Origin of the sequence: Paracoccus sp. P2, from assembly GCF_046335115.1 — a bacterium.
Taxonomy (GTDB): domain Bacteria; phylum Pseudomonadota; class Alphaproteobacteria; order Rhodobacterales; family Rhodobacteraceae; genus Paracoccus; species Paracoccus pantotrophus.
This window is the reverse complement of sequence record NZ_JBGOSN010000010.1, coordinates 1-21,774: the sequence shown is the minus strand read 5'-3', so window position 1 is coordinate 21,774 and position 21,774 is coordinate 1. Positions and strand designations below refer to the sequence as shown.

23 protein-coding genes and 1 tRNA gene are annotated in these 21,774 nt (G+C 67.4%); 10 read left to right on the top strand and 14 right to left on the bottom strand.

Going from position 1 to position 21,774, the window contains the following annotated elements:
- The first annotated feature begins 357 nt into the window (after nt 1-357).
- Entirely contained in the window at nt 358-1,380 is a 1,023-nt protein-coding gene (locus ACDP63_RS08535) for a cytochrome-c peroxidase (RefSeq protein ID WP_051419533.1), read from the top strand.
- 69 nt (nt 1,381-1,449) lie between these two features.
- On the opposite strand, the gene ACDP63_RS08530 is transcribed toward ACDP63_RS08535, so the two are convergent.
- Nucleotides 1,450-2,031, bottom strand: a complete 582-nt coding sequence (locus ACDP63_RS08530) for a YceI family protein (protein WP_024845312.1) — start codon at nt 2,029-2,031, stop codon at nt 1,450-1,452.
- A 288-nt stretch (nt 2,032-2,319) separates the two neighbouring features.
- On the opposite strand from ACDP63_RS08530, the gene rpsF reads away from it, so the two are divergent.
- From rpsF to ACDP63_RS08510, 4 genes are all read left to right on the top strand, one after another.
- On the top strand, nt 2,320-2,715 hold the full coding sequence (gene rpsF, locus ACDP63_RS08525) for a 30S ribosomal protein S6 (RefSeq protein ID WP_024845313.1): 396 nt from the start codon (nt 2,320-2,322) through the stop codon (nt 2,713-2,715).
- An 18-nt stretch (nt 2,716-2,733) separates the two neighbouring features.
- Complete coding sequence (gene rpsR, locus ACDP63_RS08520; protein ID WP_011747229.1) at nt 2,734-2,961, top strand: 30S ribosomal protein S18; 228 nt, start codon at nt 2,734-2,736, stop codon at nt 2,959-2,961.
- Between the two features lie 12 nt (nt 2,962-2,973).
- Entirely contained in the window at nt 2,974-3,558 is a 585-nt protein-coding gene (gene rplI, locus ACDP63_RS08515; RefSeq protein ID WP_024845314.1) for a 50S ribosomal protein L9, read from the top strand.
- A 156-nt stretch (nt 3,559-3,714) separates the two neighbouring features.
- Nucleotides 3,715-4,530 carry a hypothetical protein gene (locus ACDP63_RS08510; protein WP_024845315.1) on the top strand — a complete coding sequence of 272 codons (816 nt, stop codon included), beginning with the start codon at nt 3,715-3,717 and terminating at the stop codon, nt 4,528-4,530.
- 192 nt (nt 4,531-4,722) lie between these two features.
- On the opposite strand, the gene tig is transcribed toward ACDP63_RS08510, so the two are convergent.
- Both tig and gltX read right to left on the bottom strand, forming a co-directional pair.
- On the bottom strand, nt 4,723-6,057 hold the full coding sequence (gene tig, locus ACDP63_RS08505) for a trigger factor (RefSeq protein WP_024845316.1): 1,335 nt from the start codon (nt 6,055-6,057) through the stop codon (nt 4,723-4,725).
- A 782-nt stretch (nt 6,058-6,839) separates the two neighbouring features.
- Complete coding sequence (gltX, locus tag ACDP63_RS08500; protein ID WP_409927900.1) at nt 6,840-8,165, bottom strand: glutamate--tRNA ligase; 1,326 nt, start codon at nt 8,163-8,165, stop codon at nt 6,840-6,842.
- 77 nt (nt 8,166-8,242) lie between these two features.
- Between gltX and ACDP63_RS08495 the strand changes: the two genes are divergently transcribed.
- Both ACDP63_RS08495 and ACDP63_RS08490 read left to right on the top strand, forming a co-directional pair.
- Nucleotides 8,243-8,650 (top strand): metallopeptidase family protein, encoded by a 408-nt coding sequence (locus tag ACDP63_RS08495; RefSeq protein ID WP_024845318.1) that lies wholly within the window; start codon nt 8,243-8,245, stop codon nt 8,648-8,650.
- Entirely contained in the window at nt 8,650-9,615 is a 966-nt protein-coding gene (locus ACDP63_RS08490) for a 1-phosphofructokinase family hexose kinase (RefSeq protein ID WP_024845319.1), read from the top strand. The genes ACDP63_RS08495 and ACDP63_RS08490 overlap by 1 nt, the downstream gene beginning before the upstream one ends.
- Here ACDP63_RS08490 and ACDP63_RS08485 read toward each other — a convergent pair.
- The 10 genes from ACDP63_RS08485 to rpmH form a co-directional block, all read right to left on the bottom strand.
- Nucleotides 9,612-10,130 (bottom strand): SixA phosphatase family protein, encoded by a 519-nt coding sequence (locus ACDP63_RS08485; protein WP_024845320.1) that lies wholly within the window; start codon nt 10,128-10,130, stop codon nt 9,612-9,614. The genes ACDP63_RS08490 and ACDP63_RS08485 overlap by 4 nt on opposite strands.
- Before the next feature lie 107 nt (nt 10,131-10,237).
- Entirely contained in the window at nt 10,238-11,137 is a 900-nt protein-coding gene (argB, locus tag ACDP63_RS08480; protein ID WP_024845321.1) for an acetylglutamate kinase, read from the bottom strand.
- A 61-nt stretch (nt 11,138-11,198) separates the two neighbouring features.
- The gene (gene yihA / locus ACDP63_RS08475; protein ID WP_024845322.1) at nt 11,199-11,849 is read right to left on the bottom strand and encodes a ribosome biogenesis GTP-binding protein YihA/YsxC; all 651 of its coding nucleotides are present in this window, start codon (nt 11,847-11,849) and stop codon (nt 11,199-11,201) included.
- Nucleotides 11,846-12,604, bottom strand: coding sequence for an MOSC domain-containing protein (locus tag ACDP63_RS08470; RefSeq protein WP_024845323.1), 759 nt, complete (start codon nt 12,602-12,604; stop codon nt 11,846-11,848). The genes yihA and ACDP63_RS08470 overlap by 4 nt, the downstream gene beginning before the upstream one ends.
- Nucleotides 12,601-14,520, bottom strand: coding sequence for a membrane protein insertase YidC (gene yidC, locus ACDP63_RS08465; RefSeq protein ID WP_409927899.1), 1,920 nt, complete (start codon nt 14,518-14,520; stop codon nt 12,601-12,603). Before yidC ends, ACDP63_RS08470 begins: the two co-directional genes overlap by 4 nt.
- Nucleotides 14,521-14,957: 437 nt before the next feature.
- Nucleotides 14,958-16,238, bottom strand: a complete 1,281-nt coding sequence (locus tag ACDP63_RS08460) for an EAL domain-containing protein (protein ID WP_024845325.1) — start codon at nt 16,236-16,238, stop codon at nt 14,958-14,960.
- Nucleotides 16,239-16,298: 60 nt separating this feature from the next.
- Nucleotides 16,299-17,192 (bottom strand): tRNA 2-thiocytidine(32) synthetase TtcA, encoded by an 894-nt coding sequence (gene ttcA, locus ACDP63_RS08455; protein ID WP_024845326.1) that lies wholly within the window; start codon nt 17,190-17,192, stop codon nt 16,299-16,301.
- 63 nt (nt 17,193-17,255) lie between these two features.
- The gene (gene yidD, locus ACDP63_RS08450) at nt 17,256-17,498 is read right to left on the bottom strand and encodes a membrane protein insertion efficiency factor YidD (RefSeq protein ID WP_024845327.1); all 243 of its coding nucleotides are present in this window, start codon (nt 17,496-17,498) and stop codon (nt 17,256-17,258) included.
- On the bottom strand, nt 17,495-17,938 hold the full coding sequence (rnpA, locus tag ACDP63_RS08445) for a ribonuclease P protein component (protein ID WP_036748010.1): 444 nt from the start codon (nt 17,936-17,938) through the stop codon (nt 17,495-17,497). Before rnpA ends, yidD begins: the two co-directional genes overlap by 4 nt.
- Nucleotides 17,939-17,970: 32 nt before the next feature.
- Nucleotides 17,971-18,108: a 50S ribosomal protein L34 gene (gene rpmH, locus ACDP63_RS08440; RefSeq protein WP_011747211.1), complete on the bottom strand. Its 138-nt coding sequence runs from the start codon at nt 18,106-18,108 to the stop codon at nt 17,971-17,973.
- Nucleotides 18,109-18,347: 239 nt separating this feature from the next.
- On the opposite strand from rpmH, the gene ACDP63_RS08435 reads away from it, so the two are divergent.
- Nucleotides 18,348-19,778, top strand: a complete 1,431-nt coding sequence (locus ACDP63_RS08435; protein ID WP_024845329.1) for an ATP-binding protein — start codon at nt 18,348-18,350, stop codon at nt 19,776-19,778.
- A gap of 93 nt (nt 19,779-19,871) precedes the next feature.
- Nucleotides 19,872-19,948, top strand: a tRNA-Arg gene (locus ACDP63_RS08430).
- Between the two features lie 254 nt (nt 19,949-20,202).
- Here ACDP63_RS08430 and ACDP63_RS08425 read toward each other — a convergent pair.
- Nucleotides 20,203-20,982 (bottom strand): hypothetical protein, encoded by a 780-nt coding sequence (locus tag ACDP63_RS08425; RefSeq protein WP_155984371.1) that lies wholly within the window; start codon nt 20,980-20,982, stop codon nt 20,203-20,205.
- Nucleotides 20,983-21,187: 205 nt separating this feature from the next.
- Between ACDP63_RS08425 and ACDP63_RS08420 the strand changes: the two genes are divergently transcribed.
- Nucleotides 21,188-21,774, top strand: a 587-nt coding sequence (locus ACDP63_RS08420; protein ID WP_409927898.1) for a transporter substrate-binding domain-containing protein, incomplete at its 3' end; no start/stop codon positions are given.

Genomic DNA, 21,774 nt, shown 5'->3' with positions numbered 1-21,774 from the left:
CGGCCTGCGCGGCGCGCCATTCGGCGATCTGCGCCACCACCGGCTTCAGCTCGGCATATTCGCGGCTGATCGCGGCGATTTCCTCGGCCGCGGGCCCGGCATGCAGCCGCGCCTCGAGATATTCGAAACGCGCGACGATCTGGGCAAGGCGGTCTTCCGGCAGCATTTGATGCAATTAGCCGTTGAACCGCGGGCCGACAAGGCGGAACCTTGCGGGCATCTGACCCAGATCAAAGCAAGGCCGGCCGCCGTGGTGCAGGGTATCGCCAAACGCGCCCACCAAGCCAAAGGAGGCCCAACGTGAAACTCGTCCCCTTTCTGACAGCGACGAGTCTTGCCCTGTCCGCTCTGCCGGTCATGGCGCAGACTGAAGCCATCGACAACGGCGCCCTGCGCGAGGAAGCCAAGGGGGTGTTCGAGGCGATTCCCGAAAAGATGACCGCCATCAAGCAGACCGAGGACAATCCCGAGGGCGTTCCGCTGACCGCCGAGAAGATCGAACTGGGCAAGGTGCTGTTCTTCGACCCGCGCATGTCCAGTTCGGGGCTGATCTCGTGCCAGACCTGCCACAACGTCGGCTTGGGCGGGGTGGACGGCCTTCCGACCTCGATCGGGCACGGCTGGCAGAAGGGGCCGCGCAACGCCCCCACCATGCTGAACGCGATCTTCAACGCCGCGCAATTCTGGGACGGCCGCGCCGCCGACCTGGCCGAACAGGCCAAGGGCCCGGTCCAGGCCGGGGTCGAGATGAGCAACACCCCCGACCAGGTGGTCAAGACCATCAACTCGATGCCGGAATATGTCGAAGCCTTCAAGGCCGCCTTCCCCGAAGAAGCGGACCCGGTGACCTTCGACAATTTCGCCGCCGCGATCGAGCAGTTCGAGGCCACGCTGATCACGCCGAACAGCGCCTTCGACCGCTTCCTTGCCGGCGACGATGCGGCGATGACCGACCAGGAAAAGCGCGGGCTGCAGGCCTTCATGGAAACCGGCTGCACCGCCTGCCACTATGGCGTGAACTTCGGCGGGCAGGATTATCACCCCTTCGGCCTGATCGCCAAGCCCGGCGCCGAGGTGCTGCCGGCGGGCGACACCGGCCGCTTCGAGGTGACGCGGACCACCGACGACGAGTATGTCTTCCGCGCCGCGCCGCTGCGCAACGTCGCGCTGACCGCTCCCTATTTCCACTCGGGCGTGGTCTGGGAACTGGCGGAAGCGGTCAAGATCATGTCCTCGGCCCAGATCGGCACCGAGCTGACCGACCAGCAGGCCGAAGACATCACCGCCTTCCTGGGCACGCTGACCGGCGAGCAGCCGGTGATCGACCATCCGATCCTGCCGGTGCGCACCGGGACGACGCCGCTGCCCACACCGATGTAAGCCGGGCAAGGCGAGAAACGAAAAGGGGCCCTTCGCGGGGCCCCTTCTGCTTGCGGTCCGGCCGGTGGATCACTCGGCCTTGACAGCCTCGACGGTGATCTTGATCTCGACCTCGTCCTCGACCGCCGGGGCGAACTTGCCCAGGTTGAACTCGGAACGCTTGATCTCGGTCTCGGCATCGAAGCCGACGGCCTGCTTGCCGGTCATCGGATGGGCGGCAAGCAGGTTCAGGTCGACATCCAGGACCACCTGCTTGGTCACGCCGTTCAGCGTCAGATCGCCCGTGACCTTGGCCTCGTCGTCATCGTCCGGCGCCACATTGGTCGACTTGAAGGTCGCGACCGCGCCGCTGGCATCGGTGTTGAAGAAATCCGGCCCGAACAGGTGCTTGTCCAGCTCCTCGGACACGGTGCGCAGCCCCGACAGCGGGATGGTCGCCTCGACGCTGGAATTGGCCGGGTTCTCGGCATCCAGCGTCAGCTTGCCGGTGATGCCGTTGATGATGCCGGTGCTGGTCGAAAAGCCCATGTGATTGTATTCAAAGACGACCTGGCTGTGCGAGGGGTCGAAATCATAGACCACGGGCTCGGCCATGGCGGCGGTGGCGCCAAGCAGGGTGATCGCGGCGACGGGGGCAAGGATGGGTTTCATTCTGGTCTCCGGATTGAAAATGTCATGCACGGTTCTGCCAGAAAATGCCCCAGCATCAACAAGGGTTTCCGACAAAACCCCTGACAATTTCGTGTTTCGCCGCAGCGCGGAAACAGTATCGCCGCAGGGGCGACTTTCCGGGATTTCCCGGCCTTTTTCCTTGCATTCCCCGGCATGATCGCTATAAGGTCGCATCCTTCCGCAAATGCGAAACCGGCGCAGCCTCTCGTGGCGGGGCGCGGAAGGGCTGTCCCGCCGTTGAAGCGCGCCCCCAAGAAAGGTGCAGACATGCCGCTTTACGAGCATGTGCTGATCGCCCGCCAGGACCTGTCGAACGCGCAGGCCGAGGGGCTGATCGAACATTTCTCGACCGTGATCGCCGACAATGGCGGCAAGGTCGTGGACAACGAATACTGGGGTGTGCGCACCCTCGCCTACAAGATCAACAAGAACCGCAAGGGCCATTACGCCTTCCTGCGTTCGGACGCGCCCTCGGCCGCCGTGCAGGAGATGGAGCGCCTGGCCCGCCTGCATGACGACGTCATGCGTGTGCTGACCGTCCGCGTGGACGCGCACAAGGAAGGCCCCTCGGTCCAGATGCAGAAGCGCGACGAGCGCGAGCGCGGTGATCGCAGCGACCGCGGCGAACGCCGCGAGCGGCGCGACCGCGACGACCGGAACTAAGGGAAAGGAACCAGGATCATGGCCAACAAGCCCTTCTTCCGCCGCCGGAAAGTCTGCCCCTTCTCGGGCGACAACGCCCCCGCCATCGACTACAAGGACACGCGCCTGCTCCAGCGTTACATCTCGGAACGCGGCAAGATCGTGCCCTCGCGCATCACCGCCGTCTCGGCCAAGAAGCAGCGCGAACTGGCGCGCGCCATCAAGCGCGCCCGCTTCCTCGCCCTGCTGCCCTATGCCGTGAAGTAAGGAGAGACGATCATGCAAGTCATCCTGCTGGAACGCGTGGCCAAGCTGGGCCAGATGGGCGAAGTCGTGAAGGTCAAGGACGGTTTCGCGCGCAACTACCTTCTGCCGCAGGGCAAGGCGCTGCGCGCCTCGGACGCCAATATCCAGGCCTTCGAAGCCCGCAAGGCCGAACTCGCCGCCCGCAACGACGAGAGCCGCGCCGAAGCCGAAAAGATCGCCGCGAAGCTCGACGGCCAGACCTTCGTCATCATCCGCTCCGCCTCGGATGCCGGCGCGCTCTACGGCTCGGTCACCCCGCGTGACGCCGCCGATGTCGCCAATGCCGAAGGTTTCGCGATCGAGCGCCGCCAGGTCGTGCTGACCGCCCCGATCAAGGATCTGGGCCTGCACGAGGTCCGCGTGCACCTGCACCCGGAAGTCGATGTGACGATCAAGCTGAACGTCGCCCGCTCGGCCGAAGAAGCCGAACTGCAGGCCTCGGGCAAGTCGATCCAGGAACTGGCCGCCGAAGAGGAAGCCGCCGCCGAATTCGAGATCGCCGAGCTGTTCGACGACATCGGCTCGGCCGGCCGCGACGAGGACGAAGCCGCGAACTGATCGCACCTTTGTCGGAACAGGGAAAACGCGCCGCAACCGGCGCGTTTTTTCATGCCCGCATGGCAGCACCCCTTGCCCGCGTCTCGGGTTCGGCGGAACATTCGCCGGGCTGCGGGGTTGAGCCGCAAAGCGCCCTTCGCCAGAGGATTTGCCGGCATGCACCACCAGGACGACCAGCCGCCCATCACCCGTACCCCGGCCGACGAGACCAGCCAGACCCGCTTCGGCCCCCGCCCGGTCCCCGAGGGCCATCGCCGCCCGCCGGGCCCGGCGGAATCGCGCCGCATCCCGCCGCATGGCGATGTCTCTCCCGATGGCAGCCATCCATGGCCGCGCCCCTCGCGCGGGGCGAAATGGCTGGTCTGGGGCGGCACCGGCCTGGCGGCGGCCGCCCTGACCGCCGGCACGGTGATCGCGGCGCGGCATATGATCGACCTCATTGCGGGAGATGACCCCGGCCGGCCGCGCAGGCCCGACGCCGACCGGCGGCCCGGATCCGGCCCGATGGAACGCCAGGCACGCCCCGAGCCAGACCGTCGGCCCAAGGCAAAGGCCGCCGCCCGGCATGTCCCGCAGGGCCAGCGCCGCCCGCCGCGGCAAAGCCTGCTGCAAGAGGTCGAGGCCAATACCGCCAGCCTGACCAGCGGCGTCGAGAACGTGATGCAGGCACTGACCGCCGCCGTGACCGGCTTCCGCTCGGTCGCGGGCCAGGCCAGCACCATCATGCAGGAATTCGGCGATGCCGCGACGATCATGCGCAGCATCATCGACCGCAAGCCGGCGCCGCAGCGGCGCGGCCCGTCGCAGCGCCGACAAGGCGCACAGGCCGACCGCGCCGATGACATCACCGCCAATGTCCACCACGACGCACGAATGCCGGATCTGCGCGACGACCCGCTGCTGCACGACCCGATGGAGGGCCCCGATCCGGGCGGGCCTGCCGATCACGACCCGCGCGTGCATCGGCTCTGACGCCGAAGGGCCCCAGGATGGGCCGCCGCCCGCCGGTGCCGCCAGCAAGGCGCGACCCGTTGAGCCGGCTTCTTCGTTCCACAAATACCCATCTGCACCACCGCATTCCGACCCCGCCCTGGCCAGCCGGGCGCGGCAATGAAAAAGGCCGCCCCAGCGGGACGGCCTTTCTCGTCGCGGCAAGGCAGCGGATCAGAGCTGATCCAGCGCCTCGATGGCCTTTTCCAGCTCTTCCTTGGACACGGATTTCTCCGAAACCTTGGCACCCTCGACGATATGGTCCACGACCTTGTCCTCGAAGATCGGCGCACGCAGCTGCTGCTGCGCCTGCGGGTTCTGCTGGATGAACTCGAAGAAGGCGCGCTCCTGGCCGGGATATTGGCGCGCCTGGCGGAGCACGGCCTGGGTCATCTCCTGGTCCGAGACGGTGATCTCGGCCTTCTGGCCGATTTCGGCCAAGAGCAGACCCAGCCGGACGCGGCGCTCGGCCAGTTTCTTGTGCTCCTCCGTCGGCTCGATCTCGCCATGGTTATGGCCGTGTTCCTCGGGGTGCTCCTCGTGCCAGAGCTGGTGCGCGATCTGATGCGCCTCGGCCTCGACCAGCGAATCGGGCAGGTCGAACTTGACCAGCGCGTCCAGCTTGTCCAGCAGCGCGCGCTTGAGAACCTGGCGCGAGGCCCCCTTGTATTCCGCCTCCAGCCGCTCGCGGATCTGACCCTTCAGCGCGTCCAGGCTTTCGGCACCGAATTTCTTGGCCAGTTCGTCGTCGATCTCGGCCGGTTTCGGCGCCTTCACCGCCTTGACGGCGGTCTCGAAAATCGCGTCCTTGCCGGCCAGGCCGGGATGGCCGTAATCCTCGGGGAATTTCACTTCGACCTTGATCTCGTCGCCAGCCTTGGCGCCGAGCAGCTGCTCCTCGAAGCCGGGGATGAAGCTGCCCGAGCCCAGCACCAGCGGGTAATCCTCGGCCGAGCCGCCCTCGAAGGCCTCGCCATCGACCATGCCCTTGAAGTCGATCACGACCTGGTCGCCGTCCTTGGCCTTGCTGCCCTTCTTGCGATCCTCGAAGCTCTGGGCGTTCTTGGCCAGATTCTCCAGCGCCTCGGTCACCTGCTCCTCGCTGGCCTCGACCACCAGCCGCTCCAGCTCGACGCCGGACAGGTCGGTTTCCGGGATGGCGGGCAGCGCCTCGTAGGCGACGGTGACGACGACGTCGTCGCCCTCTTTCCAGGTCTCGCCGTTGACCATCTCGATCTTGGGCTGCAGGGCGGGGCGGTCGCCGGATTTCTCCAGGTGGTCGCGCAGCGCCTTGTCGATGGCCTCCTGCATGGCATCGCCCATGATGCGCTGGCCGAACTGCTTCTTCAGCAGCGCCATCGGCACCTTGCCTTTGCGGAAGCCCTTCATCTCGACCTCGGGCTGGGCCTCTTTCAGCTTCGCATCCACCTGCGCCGCCAGATCGGCCGCAGGCAGGGTGAATTCATAGCCCCGCTTCAGCCCTTCGTTCTGGGTTTCCTTGACCTGCATTTGTCTTCCTTCATCCACGAACCGTCTTGCGGGTCCGAGGCATTACAGCCTCGCCGACGCCGGAACCTAACGTTCCGCGCCTCCGCCTGTTTCAGCGCGCTAGCTATGGGATTTCGGCCGGCATAGCAAGGAGGAAGGCAGGAATCGCCGCGTCCCGGCCGGGTTTCGCACGGTGTTTCCGGCTGGGCCGCGCCAGGGGTGGTGTCGGAAAACGCCCGCCCCCCGCCCACCCTCGCCGCGAGAACTGAGGCCAGAGGACATCCTTTGGTTGAAATGGGCATTATCGTCCCATCGGCCGCCGAACCGGTTGACCCCAGGGAAGCGGCGATAAGCGATCTTCCGCCGGCCTGGGTGCCTTGCAGCCGCAAGTTGCAGCCGCCGCAAAATCAACGGGCTGCCGTTATTAGGTCAGCAAACGGCACCTAACTTATGGATATATTCCCTTCCGCGGCGTGACGGTGCATACAGGCATCGTTGCGTAAGCGGTTGTTTGTTAACCTTGGTAAATGGTCTTTGGTCATGTGTTCAAAACTGACCGGGCGGGTGCGCATCCTTGTTCCCGCCCGGTCGTGAACCGGCAAGAGGTCGCGGGATCCGTTCCTGACATGGTTGCGTCTTTATTGGGCACGGCCGGATCCCTACTCGCGTCTGGCGATTCCTCTTGCCCATACATATCGAACAATAAACAGCGGACCGGTCCTTGCAGCGGCAGGGTCCGGCCGGCCTGAAACGACAAAGGCCGCCCCTAAAGGCGGCCTTTGCGCGTGATTGACGCCGCAGGCTCAGCCGCGCGCGCGCACAACCTGCAACAGCGGCATGACCTCGGACATGTCCGGCCCATGCGCCTGGCCGGTCAGGGCCTTGCGCAACGGCATGAACAGGCCCTTGCCCTTGCGGCCGGTCGCCTGCTTGACCGCATTGGTGAACTCGCCCCAGCTCGCATCGGTATAGGGCGGCGGCCGCAAGAGCTTCATCGCCTCGGCGATGAAATCGGCATCCTCGGCGTCGATCTGCGGCTCGGCCCCCGTCGAGAAGATCTGCCACCAGCCCGCCAGGTCGTCCAGCCGGGTGATGTTCTGCGAGGCGACGCGCCAGAACCGCTCGGCCAGCTCGTCCGGCACGCCCAGCGCGGCGATCCGGTCCCTGACCTCGGCGAAGGGGCGCGACTGGTTGGCCTCGCGCGTCAGCGGCCACAGGTCTTCGGCATCGAACTTGGTGGGCGAGGCGCCGAATTGCGACAGGTCGAACCCCTCGGCCAGTTCGTCCAGCGACATCCGCAACTCGACCGGCTGCGACGAGCCCAGCCGCGCCATCAGCGACAAGAGCGCCTCCGGCGCCACGCCGTTTTCGCGCAGGTCGCGGATCGACAGCGTGCCCAGGCGCTTGGACAGTTCCTCGCCCTGCGCGCCGGTCAGCAGGCTGTGATGGGCAAAGGTCGGCGGTTCGGCTCCCAGCGCGCGGATGATCTGGATCTGCGTCGCGGTATTGGTCACATGGTCGGCGCCGCGCACGATATGGGTCACGCCCATCTCGGCGTCGTCGACCGAACTCGCGAAGGTGTAAAGCACCTGCCCGTCGGCGCGGATCAGCACCGGGTCCGAGACCGAGGCCGCGTCGATGGAAATCTCGCCCAGGATGCCGTCCCGCCACTCGATCCGCTCCTGGTCCAGCAGGAAGCGCCAATAGCCGGCGCGGCCCTCGGCGCGCAGCCGGTCCTTGTCCTCGGCCGAAAGCCTCAGCCCGGCGCGGTCATAGACCGGCGGCTTGCCCATGTTGAGCTGCTTCTTGCGCTTCAGGTCCAGCTCGGTCGGGGTCTCGAACACCTCGTAGAGCCGCCCGGCTGCGCGCAGTCCCTGCGCCGCCTCGGCATAGCGGTCGAGGCGATCCGACTGCCGCTCGATCCGGTCCCATTGCAGGCCCAGCCATTCCAGGTCGCGCTGGATGCCGTCGGCATATTCCTGCTTCGACCGTTCGCGGTCGGTATCGTCCAGGCGCAGGATGAAGGTGCCGCCCGCCTTGCGCGCGATCAGATAGTTCATCAGCGCCGTGCGCAGGTTGCCGACATGGATGTGGCCGGTGGGCGAAGGGGCGAAACGGGTGGTGGTCATGGGGATCTCCTGTCGGCTTCGCTCTTTCACAAACGGCGGTTTTTGTCCATATCGGGGACCAAAGACGAGGTGAGCCGATGCTTGACTGGAAGAATGCCGAGGCCCCCGACGCGGCCATGATCGAGGAATTGGCGCGCGAGGCCATCGCCGGCCTGCCGCCGGAATTCGCCGGTCCGGCCGCCCAGGTGGTGCTGCGCGTCGAGGATTTCGCCAGCGAGGAATTCCTGGACGAGTTGGAGATCGACGACCCGCTGGAGCTGACCGGGCTCTATGACGGCGTGCCGATGACCGAGAAATCCGCCAGCGCGCCGCAGCATTTTCCCGACACGGTCTGGCTGTTTCGCCGCGCCATCCTGGACGAATGGGCCTCGCGCGGGGACGTAACGCTGGGCCAGCTGGTCGCGCATGTCGTGGTGCATGAATTCGCCCATCATTTCGGCTGGTCGGACGACGACATCGCCGCCATCGACCGCTGGTGGGAATGATGGAGCAGGCGCCGATCCTGACCATCACCCTGAACCCGGCGCTGGACGTGACCACCGGCACGCGCCAGGTGGTGCCCGACATCAAGCTGCGCTGCGAGGCGCCGCGCTTCGATCCGGGCGGCGGCGGCATCAATGTCAGCCGCGCGATCCGCGCCATGGGCGGCGACAGTACGGCGCTGGTCGCGCTTGGCGGCGCCACCGGGCAGCGCATCGCCGAGCTGCTGGCGGAAACCGGCGTCCCGCTGATGACCCTGCCCGCGCCGGGCGAGACGCGTCAGTCCCTGACCGTGGACGACCGCACCATCCGCCAGCAATACCGTTTCGTCATGCCCGGCCCGGAATGGTCCGCCGACGATGTCGAGACCGCGCTGCAAGCCGCCACCGGCGCCGCCGAGCCCGGTGCGCTGGTTGTGCTGTCCGGCTCGAACCCGCCGGGCGTGCCGGCGCGCTTCGCGGCCATGCTGGCCGAGCGGCTGCGCGGCACCGGCGCACGGCTGGTCGTGGACACGTCGGGCGAGGCGCTGGCCGAGGTGGCCGCCGCCACCGACCGCCGGGTCGAGATCCTGCGCATGGACGACGAGGAAGCCGCGGGACTGGCCGGCCATCCCCTGCCCTTCCGCGCCGACACCGCCGGTTTCGCGGCCAGTCTCGTGGCCTCGGGGGCCGCGCATGGGGTGATCGTGGCGCGGGGTCGCGATGGCAATATCATCGCCACCGACCAGGGCATCTGGCATGCCGAGGCCGCGCGGGTGCAGGTGGTCAGCAAGGTCGGCGCCGGCGACAGCTTCCTGGCCGGCTTCACGCTGGGCCATGCCCGCGGCTGGCCGGTCCGCGATGCGCTGGGGCTGGCGGCCGCCGCCGCCTCGGCCGCGGTGCAGACGCCGGCGACCGAGCTCTGCCGGGGCGAGGATGTCGAACGGCTGTTCGCCGCCCGCGTGGTGACGCAGATGCGAGGCCCGAGCTAGTCGCGCCCGTCCATGCGGACGAAATCCAGCACGCTGCCCTGCGCGGGGGCCAGTTCCGACCAGTCGTCGATCTGGAAATCGACGACCAGCGTCGCCGCCGTCGGATAGCGGCGGAAATCCGGGTCCAGCGGTGCCCGCGCCGGCAGCATGGCGGCGAATTCGGCAATGCCGGGATTGTGGCCGATCATCATCACCGTCGGCGCCGAGGCGCTGCGCAGGATCTCCAGCATCTTCTGGGGCGCGGCGTGGTAAAGGCCCGGCTCGTAACGGATATGCGGCCGCACCTCCAGGGGCGCCATGGCGATGCCGGCCCAGGTCTCGCGCGTGCGCTCGGCGGTCGAGCACAGCACTTCCTCGGGCTCGTAGCCGCGACTGGCCAGCCAGTCGCCCAGCTCGCGCGCCGAGCGGCGGCCGCGCGCATTCAGCGGCCGGTCGTGGTCGGGCTGCGCCGGATCGTCCCAGGACGATTTCGCATGGCGGGTCAGGATCAGACGGCAGTGCCCGAGTGGAGTCATCGAATTGCCTTTTCGGCCAGACGGTTAAAATTACGCGACGTCGCCGAGCCTGCCATAGCTTCCGCCGGGCGGGCAAGCCCTCTCTTTCGGGCGCGATGCCGCGCCGGTCACAGGCCGCTGTCCCCCTGGCGCAAGCCGCGCGGCTTGACCCGCGGCTCGGTCGAGCGGATCAGCGAGCCGGCGCCATGTTCGGTGAACAGTTCCAGCAGGCAGGCATTGGGCACCCGCCCGTCCAGGATCACCACGGCGCGCACGCCTTCCTCCAGCGCCTTCAGCGCCGTCTCGGTCTTGGGGATCATGCCGCCGGCGATGGTGCCGTCGGCGATCATCGCCCGCACCTGGTCGGGATGCATCGCCGTCACCACCTCGCCCGAAGCGTCCTTGACCCCCGAGACATCGGTCAGAAGCAGCAGCCGGTCAGCCTTGAGCGCACCGGCGATCGCCCCCGCGGCGGTGTCGCCGTTGACGTTGAAGGTCTCGTTATCCTCCATCCCCGTGGCCACCGGGGCGATGACCGGGATCAGCCCGGCATTGTAGAGGTCGCGGATGATCTGCACGTTCATTTCGACCGGGCGGCCGACGAAGCCCAGTTCCGGGTCGTCCGGCGCGCAGACCATCAGGTCGTCGTCCTTGCCGGAAATGCCGACAGCGCGGCCGCCGGCATCGTTGATCGCCTGCACGATCCGCTTGTTGACCAGCCCGGACAGCACCATCTCGACCACCTCGACGGTCTCGCGGGTGGTGACGCGCTTGCCGCGCACGAAGCGGCTTTCAATGCCCAGCTTGCCCAGCAGGTCGTTGATCATCGGCCCGCCGCCATGGCAGACGACCGGATGGATGCCCACCTGCCGCATCAGCACGATGTCGCGGGCGAATTCGGCCATCGCCTCGTCGTCGCCCATGGCATTGCCGCCGAACTTCACCACCACCACCGCGCCCGAATATCGCTGCATATAGGGCAGCGCTTCGGACAAAGTGCGGGCGGTGGCGATCCAGTCACGGTTCATGTTCTGCTTTCTCATCAGGGGCCCCTGTTCGTCGCACCCGACCCTAGGACGCGGGCGCCGATCAGTCCAGAGCGGCTATGATGGCGCGCAGCGTGGCAATGCCCTGCCCCTTGTCCGAGCTTGTGATCACAAGCTCGGGATAGGCGGCAGGATGCTTTTGCAGCGCCTCCTGCACCTGCGCGACGGTGGCCTCCATCGCCTCTCTGCCGATCTTGTCGGCCTTGGTCAGCACCACCTGGAAGGGCACGGCGGAGCGGTCGAGCAGCTTCATGATCTCGTGATCGACATCCTTCACGCCATGGCGCGAATCGATTAGCGTGAAGGCGCGGCGCAAGGTCGCCCGGCCAGCCAGGTAGTTCTTCAGCAGCGCCTGCCATTTCGCCACCACCGCCACCGGCGCCTTGGCAAAGCCATAGCCCGGCAGGTCGACCAGATAGGCCTGCTCGCCCAGGGTGAAATAGTTGATCTCCTGCGTGCGGCCGGGCGTGTTCGACGCCCGCGCCAGCCCGTTCCGGCCGGTCAGCGCGTTGATCAGGCTGGACTTGCCGACATTCGAGCGGCCGGCAAAACAGACCTCGGGCCGGTCGGCGGGCGGCAGCCCATCCATGGCGACCACGCCCTTGAGGAAATCGACCGGGCCGGCGAACAGCTTGCGCGCCGCCTCGGCGGTCTCGGCATCCGGCTCGGGGGCGACGGGAAAGGCGACCTTCATGCCCGCACCTCGTCACCCAGCGCGATCTCGCCGCCACTCACCACTTCGGCATAGATGCCGAAATCGCGATGGCCGAACTGCGCCTCCAGCGTCTCGGGCATGTCGATGTCGATGCGGCCGGTGGCCGGATCGGCGCTGGTCGCGGGGCAGCGGCCGATGGTCTCGGTCACGCGCAACTCGACCTCGCCCAGGGTCAGGACATGGCCGATCAGTTCGCGCTCGGCATAGGGCTGCCAGCCCTCAAGCCACAGGTTTCCGCGCCAGCGTTCGATACCGAGCGGCTGGCCCAGCCGCCCTTCCAGATCGGCCAGGCTGGACAGCGACAGGATCGAGATCCAGGGCTGGTTCGCATCGGTCCAGCCTGTCGGGCCGCGCACCAGCCGCGTCGGCGCCGGCTTGTCCGCAGGCCAGAGCGGGCGCACCCATTCGACGAGGCGCGACCCCTCGGTCTCGGGGTCGAACTCCAGCTCGGGCAGGTCGGGATGGGTCAGGCGGATGCGGCCCCCTTCCGCGCCCTCGCCCCAGCCGCCGCGCACCGCCTGCAGCCCGGCCGAGGCCGCGCCGCGCAGAAAGCAGGATTTCGGCAGCCAGCGCCCCGGCACCTCGCCGGCGTGGCGCTCGCCCGCTGCGGTGAGCAGCGCCCAGAGCCGGTCGCCCGGCAGGCGCCGCGCCGCATCCAGCCGGGTGCGGCGCAGATCCTCGCCGCCGATCGCCTTGATCGGGTGCCGGCGGATCCGGGCAATGCGGGCGGTCATTTGCCGCCCTTGTCCCCGCCCTTTTCGCCCGCCTTGGCCTCGGTCTTGGCGCGTGACGGCAGGCTGGAGCGGATATTGCCGAAGAAGTCGGGCCGGTGGCCGTGCATCGACATGATCGTGTATTGCTGGATGATGGTGATGGTGTTGTTGGTGATCCAGTACAGCACCAGACCCGAGGCGAAGCCGCCCAGCATCAGCATGAACACCCAAGGCATCCAGGCGAAGATCATCTTCTGCGCCGGATCGGTCGGGGCCGGGTTCAGTTTCTGCTGCATCCACATCGAGATGCCCAGCAGGATCGCCAGCACCGGCAGGGTGAAGCTGTGCAGGAAGCTGCCCTGGCCCGGCGCCGCCCAGGGCAAGAGGCCGAACAGGTTCCACAGGCTGGACGGGTCGGGCGCGGCAAGGTCGCGGATCCAGCCGATCCAGGGCGCATGGCGCAGCTCGATGGTGACGAAGATCACCTTGTAGAGCGCGAAGAAGATCGGGATCTGCAGCAGCACCGGCAGGCAGCCCGCGGCGGGGTTCACCTTCTCGCGCTTGTAAAGCTCCATCACCTCTTTCTGGAACTTCATCCGGTCGTCGCCGGTGCGCTGCTTGATCGCCTCCATCTCGGGCTGCAGCTCCTTCATCTTGGCCATCGAGATGTAGGATTTGCGCGCCAGCGGGAAGACCAGCAGCTTCAGCACGAAGGTCAGCGCGATGATCGCCCAGCCCATGTTGCCGATCATACCGTGCAGCCAGTGCAGCAGGCGGAAGATCGGCTTGGTCAGGAAATAGAACCAGCCCCAGTCGATGGAATCGACGAAACGGTCGATGCCGGGGGCTTCCTGGTAGCCGTTGATGACCTCCCAGACCTTGGCGCCGGCGAAGAGATAGCTCGAGCTGGTGCCGGTCGCGCCGGGGGCGACGGTCTGCACCGGCATCCGCGCCTCGGTCTGGTAGATGTCGGCGCCGGGGGCGTATTTCACCACCGCGGTAAAGGACTGGCCGGGCGCGGGCGCCAGCGTGGTCATCCAGTACTTGTCGGTAAAGCCGATCCAGCCGTTTTCCTGCACCTCGATCAGCTGGGCCGGCCCCTCGCCCGGCAGCGGGTCGAGCTTGGCCATGTCCTTGTATTTTTCTTCCAGCAGCTTGCCATCGGTCATGCCGACCGCGCCCTCGTGCAGGACGAAGAAATTCTGGGTATCGGGCTTGCCGTGCCGCGCCAGGATGCCATAGGGCGCCGCCGCGAAGGGCGCGGCCCCGGTGTTTTCAAGCGACTGGGTCACGGTGAACAGGAACTTGTCGTCCAGCTCATAGGTGCGGCGGAAGATCTGGCCGGCGCCGTTGTCCCAGCGCAGCGTGACCGGCAGGCCGGGCGCGAGGGTCGAGCCGGATTCGACCTCCCACATGGTGGCCGGGCCGGGAACCAGGGCCGGATCGGTGCCGGCGGCCGGCATCCAGCCATAGACCGCGTAATAGGGTTTCTGCACCGCGACCTCGGCATTGCCGCCCGGCGCGACCGGGCTGCCTTCGGCCTGCACGGTGGTCTGGGCGGTCGGCGACAGCAGGCGGACATAGGGCGAGCGGGAATCCAGCGTCTCGTGATAGCCGGTCAGCTCCAGGTCGTCGATGCGGCCGCCGGCCAGCGAGATCGTGCCGGCGAGCGAGGGAGATTCGATCCTGACCCGCCCGGCATTGGCGGAAGGATCGTTGCTTGCCGCCGCGGGCTCCAGCTCCGGCGCCGCGCCCTGCGGCACCGCGCCGGGCGTCGCCGGGGCGCCGGTTTCGGGCTGAGGGACGCCCTGGCTGCTGGCCGGCACCGTATCCTGCGCGGGCGGCACCGGCTCGGGGGCGAAGAAGATCGACCAGACGAGCATGACGAGGGCGGAAAGCACCATCGCCAGGATGAGGTTGCGGTTGTTGTCTTGCATGCCGGACCAGCCCTTCGTCGTCACCCAGTCTGAGGGTTCGGGCCGCTTCAACAGAAGCGACCGGCAAAGGTCAAGGGAATTTGCCGGAAAACCGGCTCAGTTTCCGCGCCGATCGGATGTCCCGCCCTCCGACCCGGTGCGTCCGACGCGGTTCCTCGGCTCATCCTGGCCCCACCCGTCCGGGCCTTCGCTCGGCCGGGCCCCCAATCGTCCGGGGCCTGCCGGACAGGCGGGGCGGCCCTCCTGCGCCCAGCCCCGTCTTGCCGGCCCGGGTCGCGGCCTCGGCAGGGGCCGCGCGCGGCGCGGCCCGGCACCAAGGCGCGAGCGCCGCGGGCGCATCGTTTCACGGCGCGACCGGCCCCGGCCGGGCGCAGCCGCCAAACCCCATGCGGCGCGGACGCGAGACTTTACCCCGACGTCGCAACCGGCCCCGGCCGTCACGCCTTGCGGCGCAGGTCGAACGGTGCGGGCAGCGCATGGTCGTGGTCCAGCAGGAATTCATCGACCGCCCCGGCGTCCAACGGCAGGGCCACCGCCGGTCCCTGCACCGCGTCGAATCCGATCTGCGCCAGGAAGGCGTTCTCCTCCGGCGTGGCGACCCCGTCGGCCACGGTCGCCAGGCCCAGGTGTTCCGCCAGCGCCAGGATGGCCAGGATCATGCGCCGCTGGTCGGCGCGCAGGTCGCAGCCGGCGATGAATTCGCGCCCAATCCGCACCCGCCCGATGCCGAAGCGGCGCAGATCATCAAGGCTGGCGCTGCCGGTGCCGAACTCCCCCAGGGCCAGCGAGCAGCCCGCGGCGGTCAGGCGCTGCAAGCTGGCGGTGACCGGCCGGCGCCCGCCGCCGCGGCCGATCGGCTCGCTCACCTCGATTTCCAGGCGCTGCGGGGCCAGGTCGTTGCGCTCCAGCTCCCACAGGATCATGTCGGCGAGGACAGGATCGCCCAGCATGCGGTCGGACAGCGGCAAGGACAGCAGCGGCACCGGCCGGCCCAGGCGATCCCAGCCGCGCAGGCCGGTGAAAGCCTGGCGCAGCAGTTCGGCCACGACCTGTCCCAGCACCGCGTCGTCCAGCCGCGGCGCCAATTCGGCCAGGTCGCAATCGTCGCCGCCGTCCATCCGCATCCGCGGCAAGGCCCGCAGCGCCCGCACCTGCCCGGTGTCGCAGCAAAGCTGTGGCTGGAACAGTACCCCCACCCGGTCGAGCGCCGAGCCCGCCAACCCGCTGGTTTCGGCCTGCGACCCCGTCTCGACGAAGCGGATCTGGCCCGCGGCCGAGAACGGGCTCAGCCCCTGCAGGGCCATGCGGCCATGGACGTAAAGCGCCGCCGCCTCTTGTCGGCCGGTTTCGTCGCTGACGATGGCGGCGTTCACCACCGGGCAGATGCGCAGGTCCGGCAGATCGATCCCCTCCGAACAGATGGCCTGCAATCGCGCCAGCAAGCCCGGCACCGCCTGCTGGCGCCCGATGGCGATCAGCCCCAGGATTTCGCCACAGCCAGGGCTGCGGCCCTGCGGCAAAAGCCGCAGTTCCCCCACCAGCCGCAGCATGAGCCTGTCCAGCATCCGCTCCAGCAGCGCGGGGCCGATGCTGGCGCGCAGCATCTCGACATTCTCGACCCGCAGCACCAGCGCCAGCCGGGTTCTGCCCTGCGCCGCACCCTGCCCCCTGACCAGCCTTGCCAGCCCCGAGGCGGCCCCAGCGATTCCGTAAGCCATTGCCTGATCCGAATCTTGTTCCACGGATCGCAGCCTAGGCCGAGGACGCTTTTCGCTCCGTTAATGTTCGCGCAGGATCGGCACGTCTTTTTCGCTAAAATCCGACATATCCGGCATCAGCGCGGTGAAATCGAACAGCTTGGGATCCGGCAGATGCGAGGGGCGCACGTTCATCAGCGCCCGGAACATCACCTGGCGCCGGCCGGGCGCGCGCGTTTCCCATTCGTCCAGCAGCTTCTTGACCTGCATGCGCTGCAAGCCCTCCTGGCTGCCGCAAAGGTCGCAGGGAATCACCGGATAGTTCATCGCTCGGGCGAAGCGGTCGCAATCGGCCTCGGCCACGAAAGCCAGCGGGCGCAACACGTTCAGGTCGCCTTCCTCGTTCAGCAGCTTGGGCGGCATCGAGGCCAGCCTGCCGCCGTGGAACAGGTTCATGAAGAAGGTCTCCAGGATGTCGTCGCGGTGATGGCCCAGCACCACGGCCTGGCAGCCCTCTTCGCGGGCGATGCGGTAGAGATTGCCGCGCCGCAGCCGCGAACACAGGCTGCAATAGGTCCGGCCCGCGGGCACCTTTTCCTTCACGATGGAATAGGTGTCCTGGTATTCGATGCGATGCGGCACGCCGCGCTCGGTCAGGAATTGCGGCAGCACCGTCGCCGGAAAGCCCGGCTGGCCCTGGTCGAGATTGCAGGCCAGCAGTTCCACCGGCAGCAGGCCGCGCCATTTCAGCTCGTGCAGCACGGCCAGCAGCGTATAGCTGTCCTTGCCGCCCGACAGGCAGACCAGCCAGCGGTCGCCGGGGCGAACCATGTCATAGGTCTCGATCGCGGCGCGGGTTTCGCGCACCAGGCGCTTGCGCAGCTTGCGGAACTCGGTCGAGCCGGGCGCGCCGGAAAACAGCGGATGGATTTCCTCCGCCTCATGGTCCTGGGTTTCGCCGGTCTCGTCCCGCATCTGTCGATCCTTGTCGCCTTTGCGCCCTGATGAAAGCGCCGCCTTGGTCCTGCGCCTTGCGCCTCAGTCCTGCGGCGGCGTCTCGCTGCCCGGCACGGGGTCGAAGCCATGCCCGCCCCAGGGATGGCAGCGACAGACCCGCCGCGCCGCCAGCCAACCGCCCTTGGCCGCGCCATGCCGCTCCAGCGCCTCCAGCGCATAGGCCGAGCAGGTCGGCTGGAAGCGGCAGCCATGCCCGACCCAGGGGCTGGCCACCAGCCGATAGGCCCGTACCGGCAGCGCCAGAAGTTGCGCCAGCGGGGTCACTTCCCCTCGCCCCGCGCGCCATGCACCCGAGACAGCGCCGCCGCCAGATCGGCGCGCAATTCGGCAAAGCCGCGCTCGACCGTGGCGCCGGGACGCCCGACCAGCACGTAATCCCAACCCGGCCGCGCCGCGCCCGGCATGACCTCGCGCGCCAGCGCGCGCAGCCGGCGCTTGGCACGGTTGCGCGTCACGGCATTGCCCAGCTTTTTCGAACAGGTGAAGCCGACCCGGATCGCCTGCCCCGCCTCGTCCTCGGGGCGGCGGCGGGCCTGAAGCAGAAAGCCGGCCGTGCCCTGCCGCCGGGCAGAGGCGGCACGCAGGAAATCCGCCCGCTTGCACAGGGTTTCCAGCCGCACGCCCGAAACGGCAGAAGCCGCCCTGTCCGGCATCGCATCTGCGCGGGTCCGGTCAGCGGCGGCGGTTTTGGGGGTGCTGTCCATCACGGCAAGCCCACGCCCTGCGGCGCGCGGGCTTACGCGCTGAGGGTCTTGCGGCCCTTGGCGCGGCGGGCGTTGATCACGCGGCGGCCGCCCTTGGTCGCCATGCGCGCGCGAAAGCCGTGGCGGCGGGCGCGAACCAGGTTCGACGGCTGGTAGGTGCGTTTCGACATCTTTCAACTCCGGGTCGGGGCGGGTCAGGGTATGGGCCATCGGCCCACGCAGGACGCGCCGGTCATTCGAGGCCCGCTGGATAGTCGCCCCCGCGGGCCAAGTCAACCACGTTGAAAGGATTTCGCGGCTGCGGCAGGTTCGAGGGGAACCGGGACCGTGTCACGCAGGTTTGAACTGCACAATACCAACCATTATGTGATGCAACGGCGCCGCGACGAGGGGAATAGCAGAACCGACCATGTCCCTGAATAGCTTATCGGGCCGATTCGCGGTGATCACCGGCATTTTCGTGCTTCTGGCCGAATTGCTGATCCTGCTGCCCTCGATCGCGAATTACCGGCTGGATTTCCTGGAATCGCGGCTGGAGCGGGCGCAGATCGCCAGCCTGGCGCTGCTGGCGACCGACGAATCGCTGGCCGCGGACCTGGAATCGGAACTGCTGGAGAATGCCGGCGTCTTCAACGTCGTGCTGCGGCGCAACGACGTGCGCCAGTTGGTGCTGTCCTCGCCGATTCCGGGACCGATCGCGGCCACCTACGACCTGCGCGACCAGCCGTTCTGGACCTCGATCCGCGACGGGCTGGCGCAGTTGGCCGACCCGCAGAACCGGGTGATCCGGGTCATCGGCGCGCCTGTGAACCAGGCCGGGCAGCTGATCGAGATCACCACCGACACCCAGCGGCTGCGCACCGAGATGATCGATTACGGCCTGCGGCTCTTGCTGATCTCGGCCGCCTTCTCGGTCCTGACCGCACTGCTTCTGAACCTGGCGGCGCAGCGGCTGCTGCTGGTGCCGATCCGGCGCGTCATCAGCCACATGACCGCCTATGCCAGCGCCCCCGAGGACGCGCGCTCGATCATCACCCCCAACGCCCGGCTAACCGAACTGAACGAGGCCGAGACGGCGCTTGCCGCCATGCAGCGCACCGTGACCTCGGCGCTCAAGCAAAAGGACCGGCTGGCGCAACTGGGCCAGGCGGTGGCCCGCATCAGCCACGACCTGCGCAACATCCTGACCACGGCGCAGATCTTCGCCGACCGGCTGGAGACCAGCGCCGACCCGGCGGTGCGCCGCGCCGCGCCCAAGCTGGTGAACTCGATCAGCCGGGCAGTGAATCTGTGCGAGACGACGCTGGCCTTCGGCAAGGCCGAGGAGCCGGCACCGGCGCTGTCGCGCTTCAACCTTTCGGCGCTGGTGAGCGAGGTGACCGAGGGCGAGGCGCTGGCCTCGGACCATCCCGAGGGCGCCGAGCCGATCGAGTTCCTGACCGACGTGCCCGCCAGCCTGACGATCCGCGCCGACCGCGACCAGCTGTTCCGGGTGCTGTCGAACCTGGTGCGCAATGCCCGCCAGGCCATCGAGGCCACGCGCCGGCCCGGCACCATCGAGATCGGCGCCGGCGAGGACGAGCAGGAATGGTGGATCCGCATCGGCGACACCGGCCCCGGCCTGCCGAAAAAGGCGCGGGACTTCCTGTTCCAGCCCTTCTCGGGCGGATCGCGCAAGGGCGGCACCGGGCTTGGCCTGGCCATCGCCGCCGACCTGGTGCGCAACCATGGCGGCCGGCTGGAGCTTTTGCGCAGCGACGAAGAGGGCACGCAGTTCATCCTGCACCTGCCGCGCGAGCTGGCCGGGCTGGCCTCGCAGGCCGAGACCACGGCGGGTTAGGCTGTTCGCGCGGATTTTCAGAAAAAGTTTGCGATGAAGGTCGTTTTGGCCTTGCACCCCCCCGGCGCTCACTCTAAATCACCGGCTCACAGCGGACCCGTAGCTCAGCTGGATAGAGCACCAGACTACGAATCTGGGGGTCGGGCGTTCGAATCGCTCCGGGTCCGCCATTTCTCCCATTGAAGATGCTAGACAATTAAAGCGCCTCCTTACTGGGGATGTGGTGGCTTGCAGCCGGTTTGCAAAAGCTGTTGCCGGGCTGTTCTCAAATGCCAGGATCGCCGCCTTGGATAGCGCCGGGGTCATGGCCAGATACTTCTCCAAGATCCGGGTGGCCGATTGCAGCGTGCGGCCGGTGACGGCGCAAATCTGCGGGATGGCGTTCCCGGCCTCGGGCAGCAACGTGACAGCCGTGCCGCGCACATCATTGAAGCGCAGATACTCGGCTTTCTGCGCCTTCGGCAGCTCGGCATAGCCTTCCGGACGCAAACCGCAGGCGACCATGTGCGCCGACCATTGCTTGCCCGGTTCCTTGTCGTTGCCCTCGGTGAACCAGGGACGGCCATCGGGGCGGGTCAGGATATAAGGCCCTGCCCGGCTCATGCCGTCCAGCATCCGCCGCAGGGCTTGCGAGACATGGATCGTCACGCGCGCCTTGGTCTTGTTCTGGCGCAGACTGATCGTTTCGCCCTGGCAGTCTGCCCAGGTGCGCATGGCTCGTGTTGCAGAACCGGCTGCAAAACTTGTAGTGCCCTTCCGGCAAGGGCTTGTAGCAGCGAACGCAGCGCGTCCGCTCGGTCAGGGTTCCTGCGTTGATCGTCCATTCCGGTTGCCCCTCATGCCAATCCGGGCGCTCGGCCCCGACGAGTTGAAAAGCCTCAGCCATCAGGTCGCGCACCATCAGGTCGGCCGAGGTCCAGCCCCAGCCTTGGCGGCAGGAATCGGCGCGGAGCGCGGCTCGTAGCGGCCCCTCAAGACCGAAGATCGATGCCGTCTCGCCCGTCTCGAAAGCCAGGCGCACCAGCCCGGCCAGATCCTTGACCATGGCGCGAAACCGGCCGGCGCCGATGCGGCCGCGCAGGGCATCGCGTTCGCGGTTCCGCTCCCCGCGCAAACGCCGTTTCATCTCGGACTGTTCATGGCAGTGCAAGAACATGGGACGCGCGGAAATGATGCTCTCGCACGCGGCATTGGCGATTGACACGAATCTCATTCCATGTTTACTTTATCGTATACAAAAACATCTAAACCGATACGAAATCGCGTCGGTGCCATGGTCCGGACGATGCAGGCGGCAATCCAGCCCCAGCCAGACACCAGTCTTGGACCTGCACATGACGCGTGACCCGTAAGGGACGCATACGCCGCCAGATCCCGGCAAAGGGACGCAACAACAGGGAGACGACGAATTGAAATCTGATAAAGCGACCACCATCGGCCTGGGCCTCGTCATGGCGATGTCCTCAGCCGCCCATGCGGATACCCTCCAGAACATCATCGACAAGGGCGAAGTCGCGATCGGCGTCAAGGCCGACTTTGCCCCATGGGGGATGCGCGACACGAACGGCAACGTCGTCGGCCTTGAAATCGACCTAGCCAACGATCTTGCCCGCAAGCTGAGCGAGCAGGCGGGAAAAGAGATTACCGCAAGAACCGTCGTGGTCACGACGTCCAACCGGATGGAGTTCCTGGAGCAGGGCCGGATCGACGTCCTTCTTGCAACCATGGCAGATACACCCGAGCGCAGAAAGGTCGTCGGCATCCTGCAGCCCAGCTATTACTCGTCCGGCATCGCTGTCCTTGCGAAAAAGGACAGCGGGATTGACGGCTGGGAAAGCCTCGATGGGAAAACCCTCTGCGGAATTCAGGGGTCATGGTTCAACAAGGATTACGGCCGGCTCTGTTGCACAAATCCTGTGAGGGATTCATCTTGTGAATCCAGTATGGTAGCTGGAGGGCATGAGCAGACCCACACCCCCCGCATACAAGACCAGGA

Coding starts and splice junctions, on each gene's coding strand:
- ACDP63_RS08435 (WP_024845329.1), top strand. CDS start 18,348: ATGTCCCTGAATAGCTTATCGGGCCGATTCGCGGTGATCACCGGCATT.
- tig (WP_024845316.1), bottom strand. CDS start 6,057: ATGCAGGTCAAGGAAACCCAGAACGAAGGGCTGAAGCGGGGCTATGAA.
- argB (WP_024845321.1), bottom strand. CDS start 11,137: ATGAACCGTGACTGGATCGCCACCGCCCGCACTTTGTCCGAAGCGCTG.
- yidC (WP_409927899.1), bottom strand. CDS start 14,520: ATGCAAGACAACAACCGCAACCTCATCCTGGCGATGGTGCTTTCCGCC.
- rpsF (WP_024845313.1), top strand. CDS start 2,320: ATGCCGCTTTACGAGCATGTGCTGATCGCCCGCCAGGACCTGTCGAAC.
- rpsR (WP_011747229.1), top strand. CDS start 2,734: ATGGCCAACAAGCCCTTCTTCCGCCGCCGGAAAGTCTGCCCCTTCTCG.
- ACDP63_RS08510 (WP_024845315.1), top strand. CDS start 3,715: ATGCACCACCAGGACGACCAGCCGCCCATCACCCGTACCCCGGCCGAC.
- ACDP63_RS08535 (WP_051419533.1), top strand. CDS start 358: ATGGCGCAGACTGAAGCCATCGACAACGGCGCCCTGCGCGAGGAAGCC.
- ACDP63_RS08470 (WP_024845323.1), bottom strand. CDS start 12,604: ATGACCGCCCGCATTGCCCGGATCCGCCGGCACCCGATCAAGGCGATC.
- ACDP63_RS08495 (WP_024845318.1), top strand. CDS start 8,243: ATGCTTGACTGGAAGAATGCCGAGGCCCCCGACGCGGCCATGATCGAG.
- ACDP63_RS08530 (WP_024845312.1), bottom strand. CDS start 2,031: ATGAAACCCATCCTTGCCCCCGTCGCCGCGATCACCCTGCTTGGCGCC.
- yihA (WP_024845322.1), bottom strand. CDS start 11,849: ATGAAGGTCGCCTTTCCCGTCGCCCCCGAGCCGGATGCCGAGACCGCC.
- ACDP63_RS08485 (WP_024845320.1), bottom strand. CDS start 10,130: ATGACTCCACTCGGGCACTGCCGTCTGATCCTGACCCGCCATGCGAAA.
- ttcA (WP_024845326.1), bottom strand. CDS start 17,192: ATGCGGGACGAGACCGGCGAAACCCAGGACCATGAGGCGGAGGAAATC.
- rplI (WP_024845314.1), top strand. CDS start 2,974: ATGCAAGTCATCCTGCTGGAACGCGTGGCCAAGCTGGGCCAGATGGGC.
- rpmH (WP_011747211.1), bottom strand. CDS start 18,108: ATGTCGAAACGCACCTACCAGCCGTCGAACCTGGTTCGCGCCCGCCGC.
- ACDP63_RS08490 (WP_024845319.1), top strand. CDS start 8,650: ATGGAGCAGGCGCCGATCCTGACCATCACCCTGAACCCGGCGCTGGAC.
- ACDP63_RS08460 (WP_024845325.1), bottom strand. CDS start 16,238: ATGGCTTACGGAATCGCTGGGGCCGCCTCGGGGCTGGCAAGGCTGGTC.
- gltX (WP_409927900.1), bottom strand. CDS start 8,165: ATGACCACCACCCGTTTCGCCCCTTCGCCCACCGGCCACATCCATGTC.
- rnpA (WP_036748010.1), bottom strand. CDS start 17,938: ATGGACAGCACCCCCAAAACCGCCGCCGCTGACCGGACCCGCGCAGAT.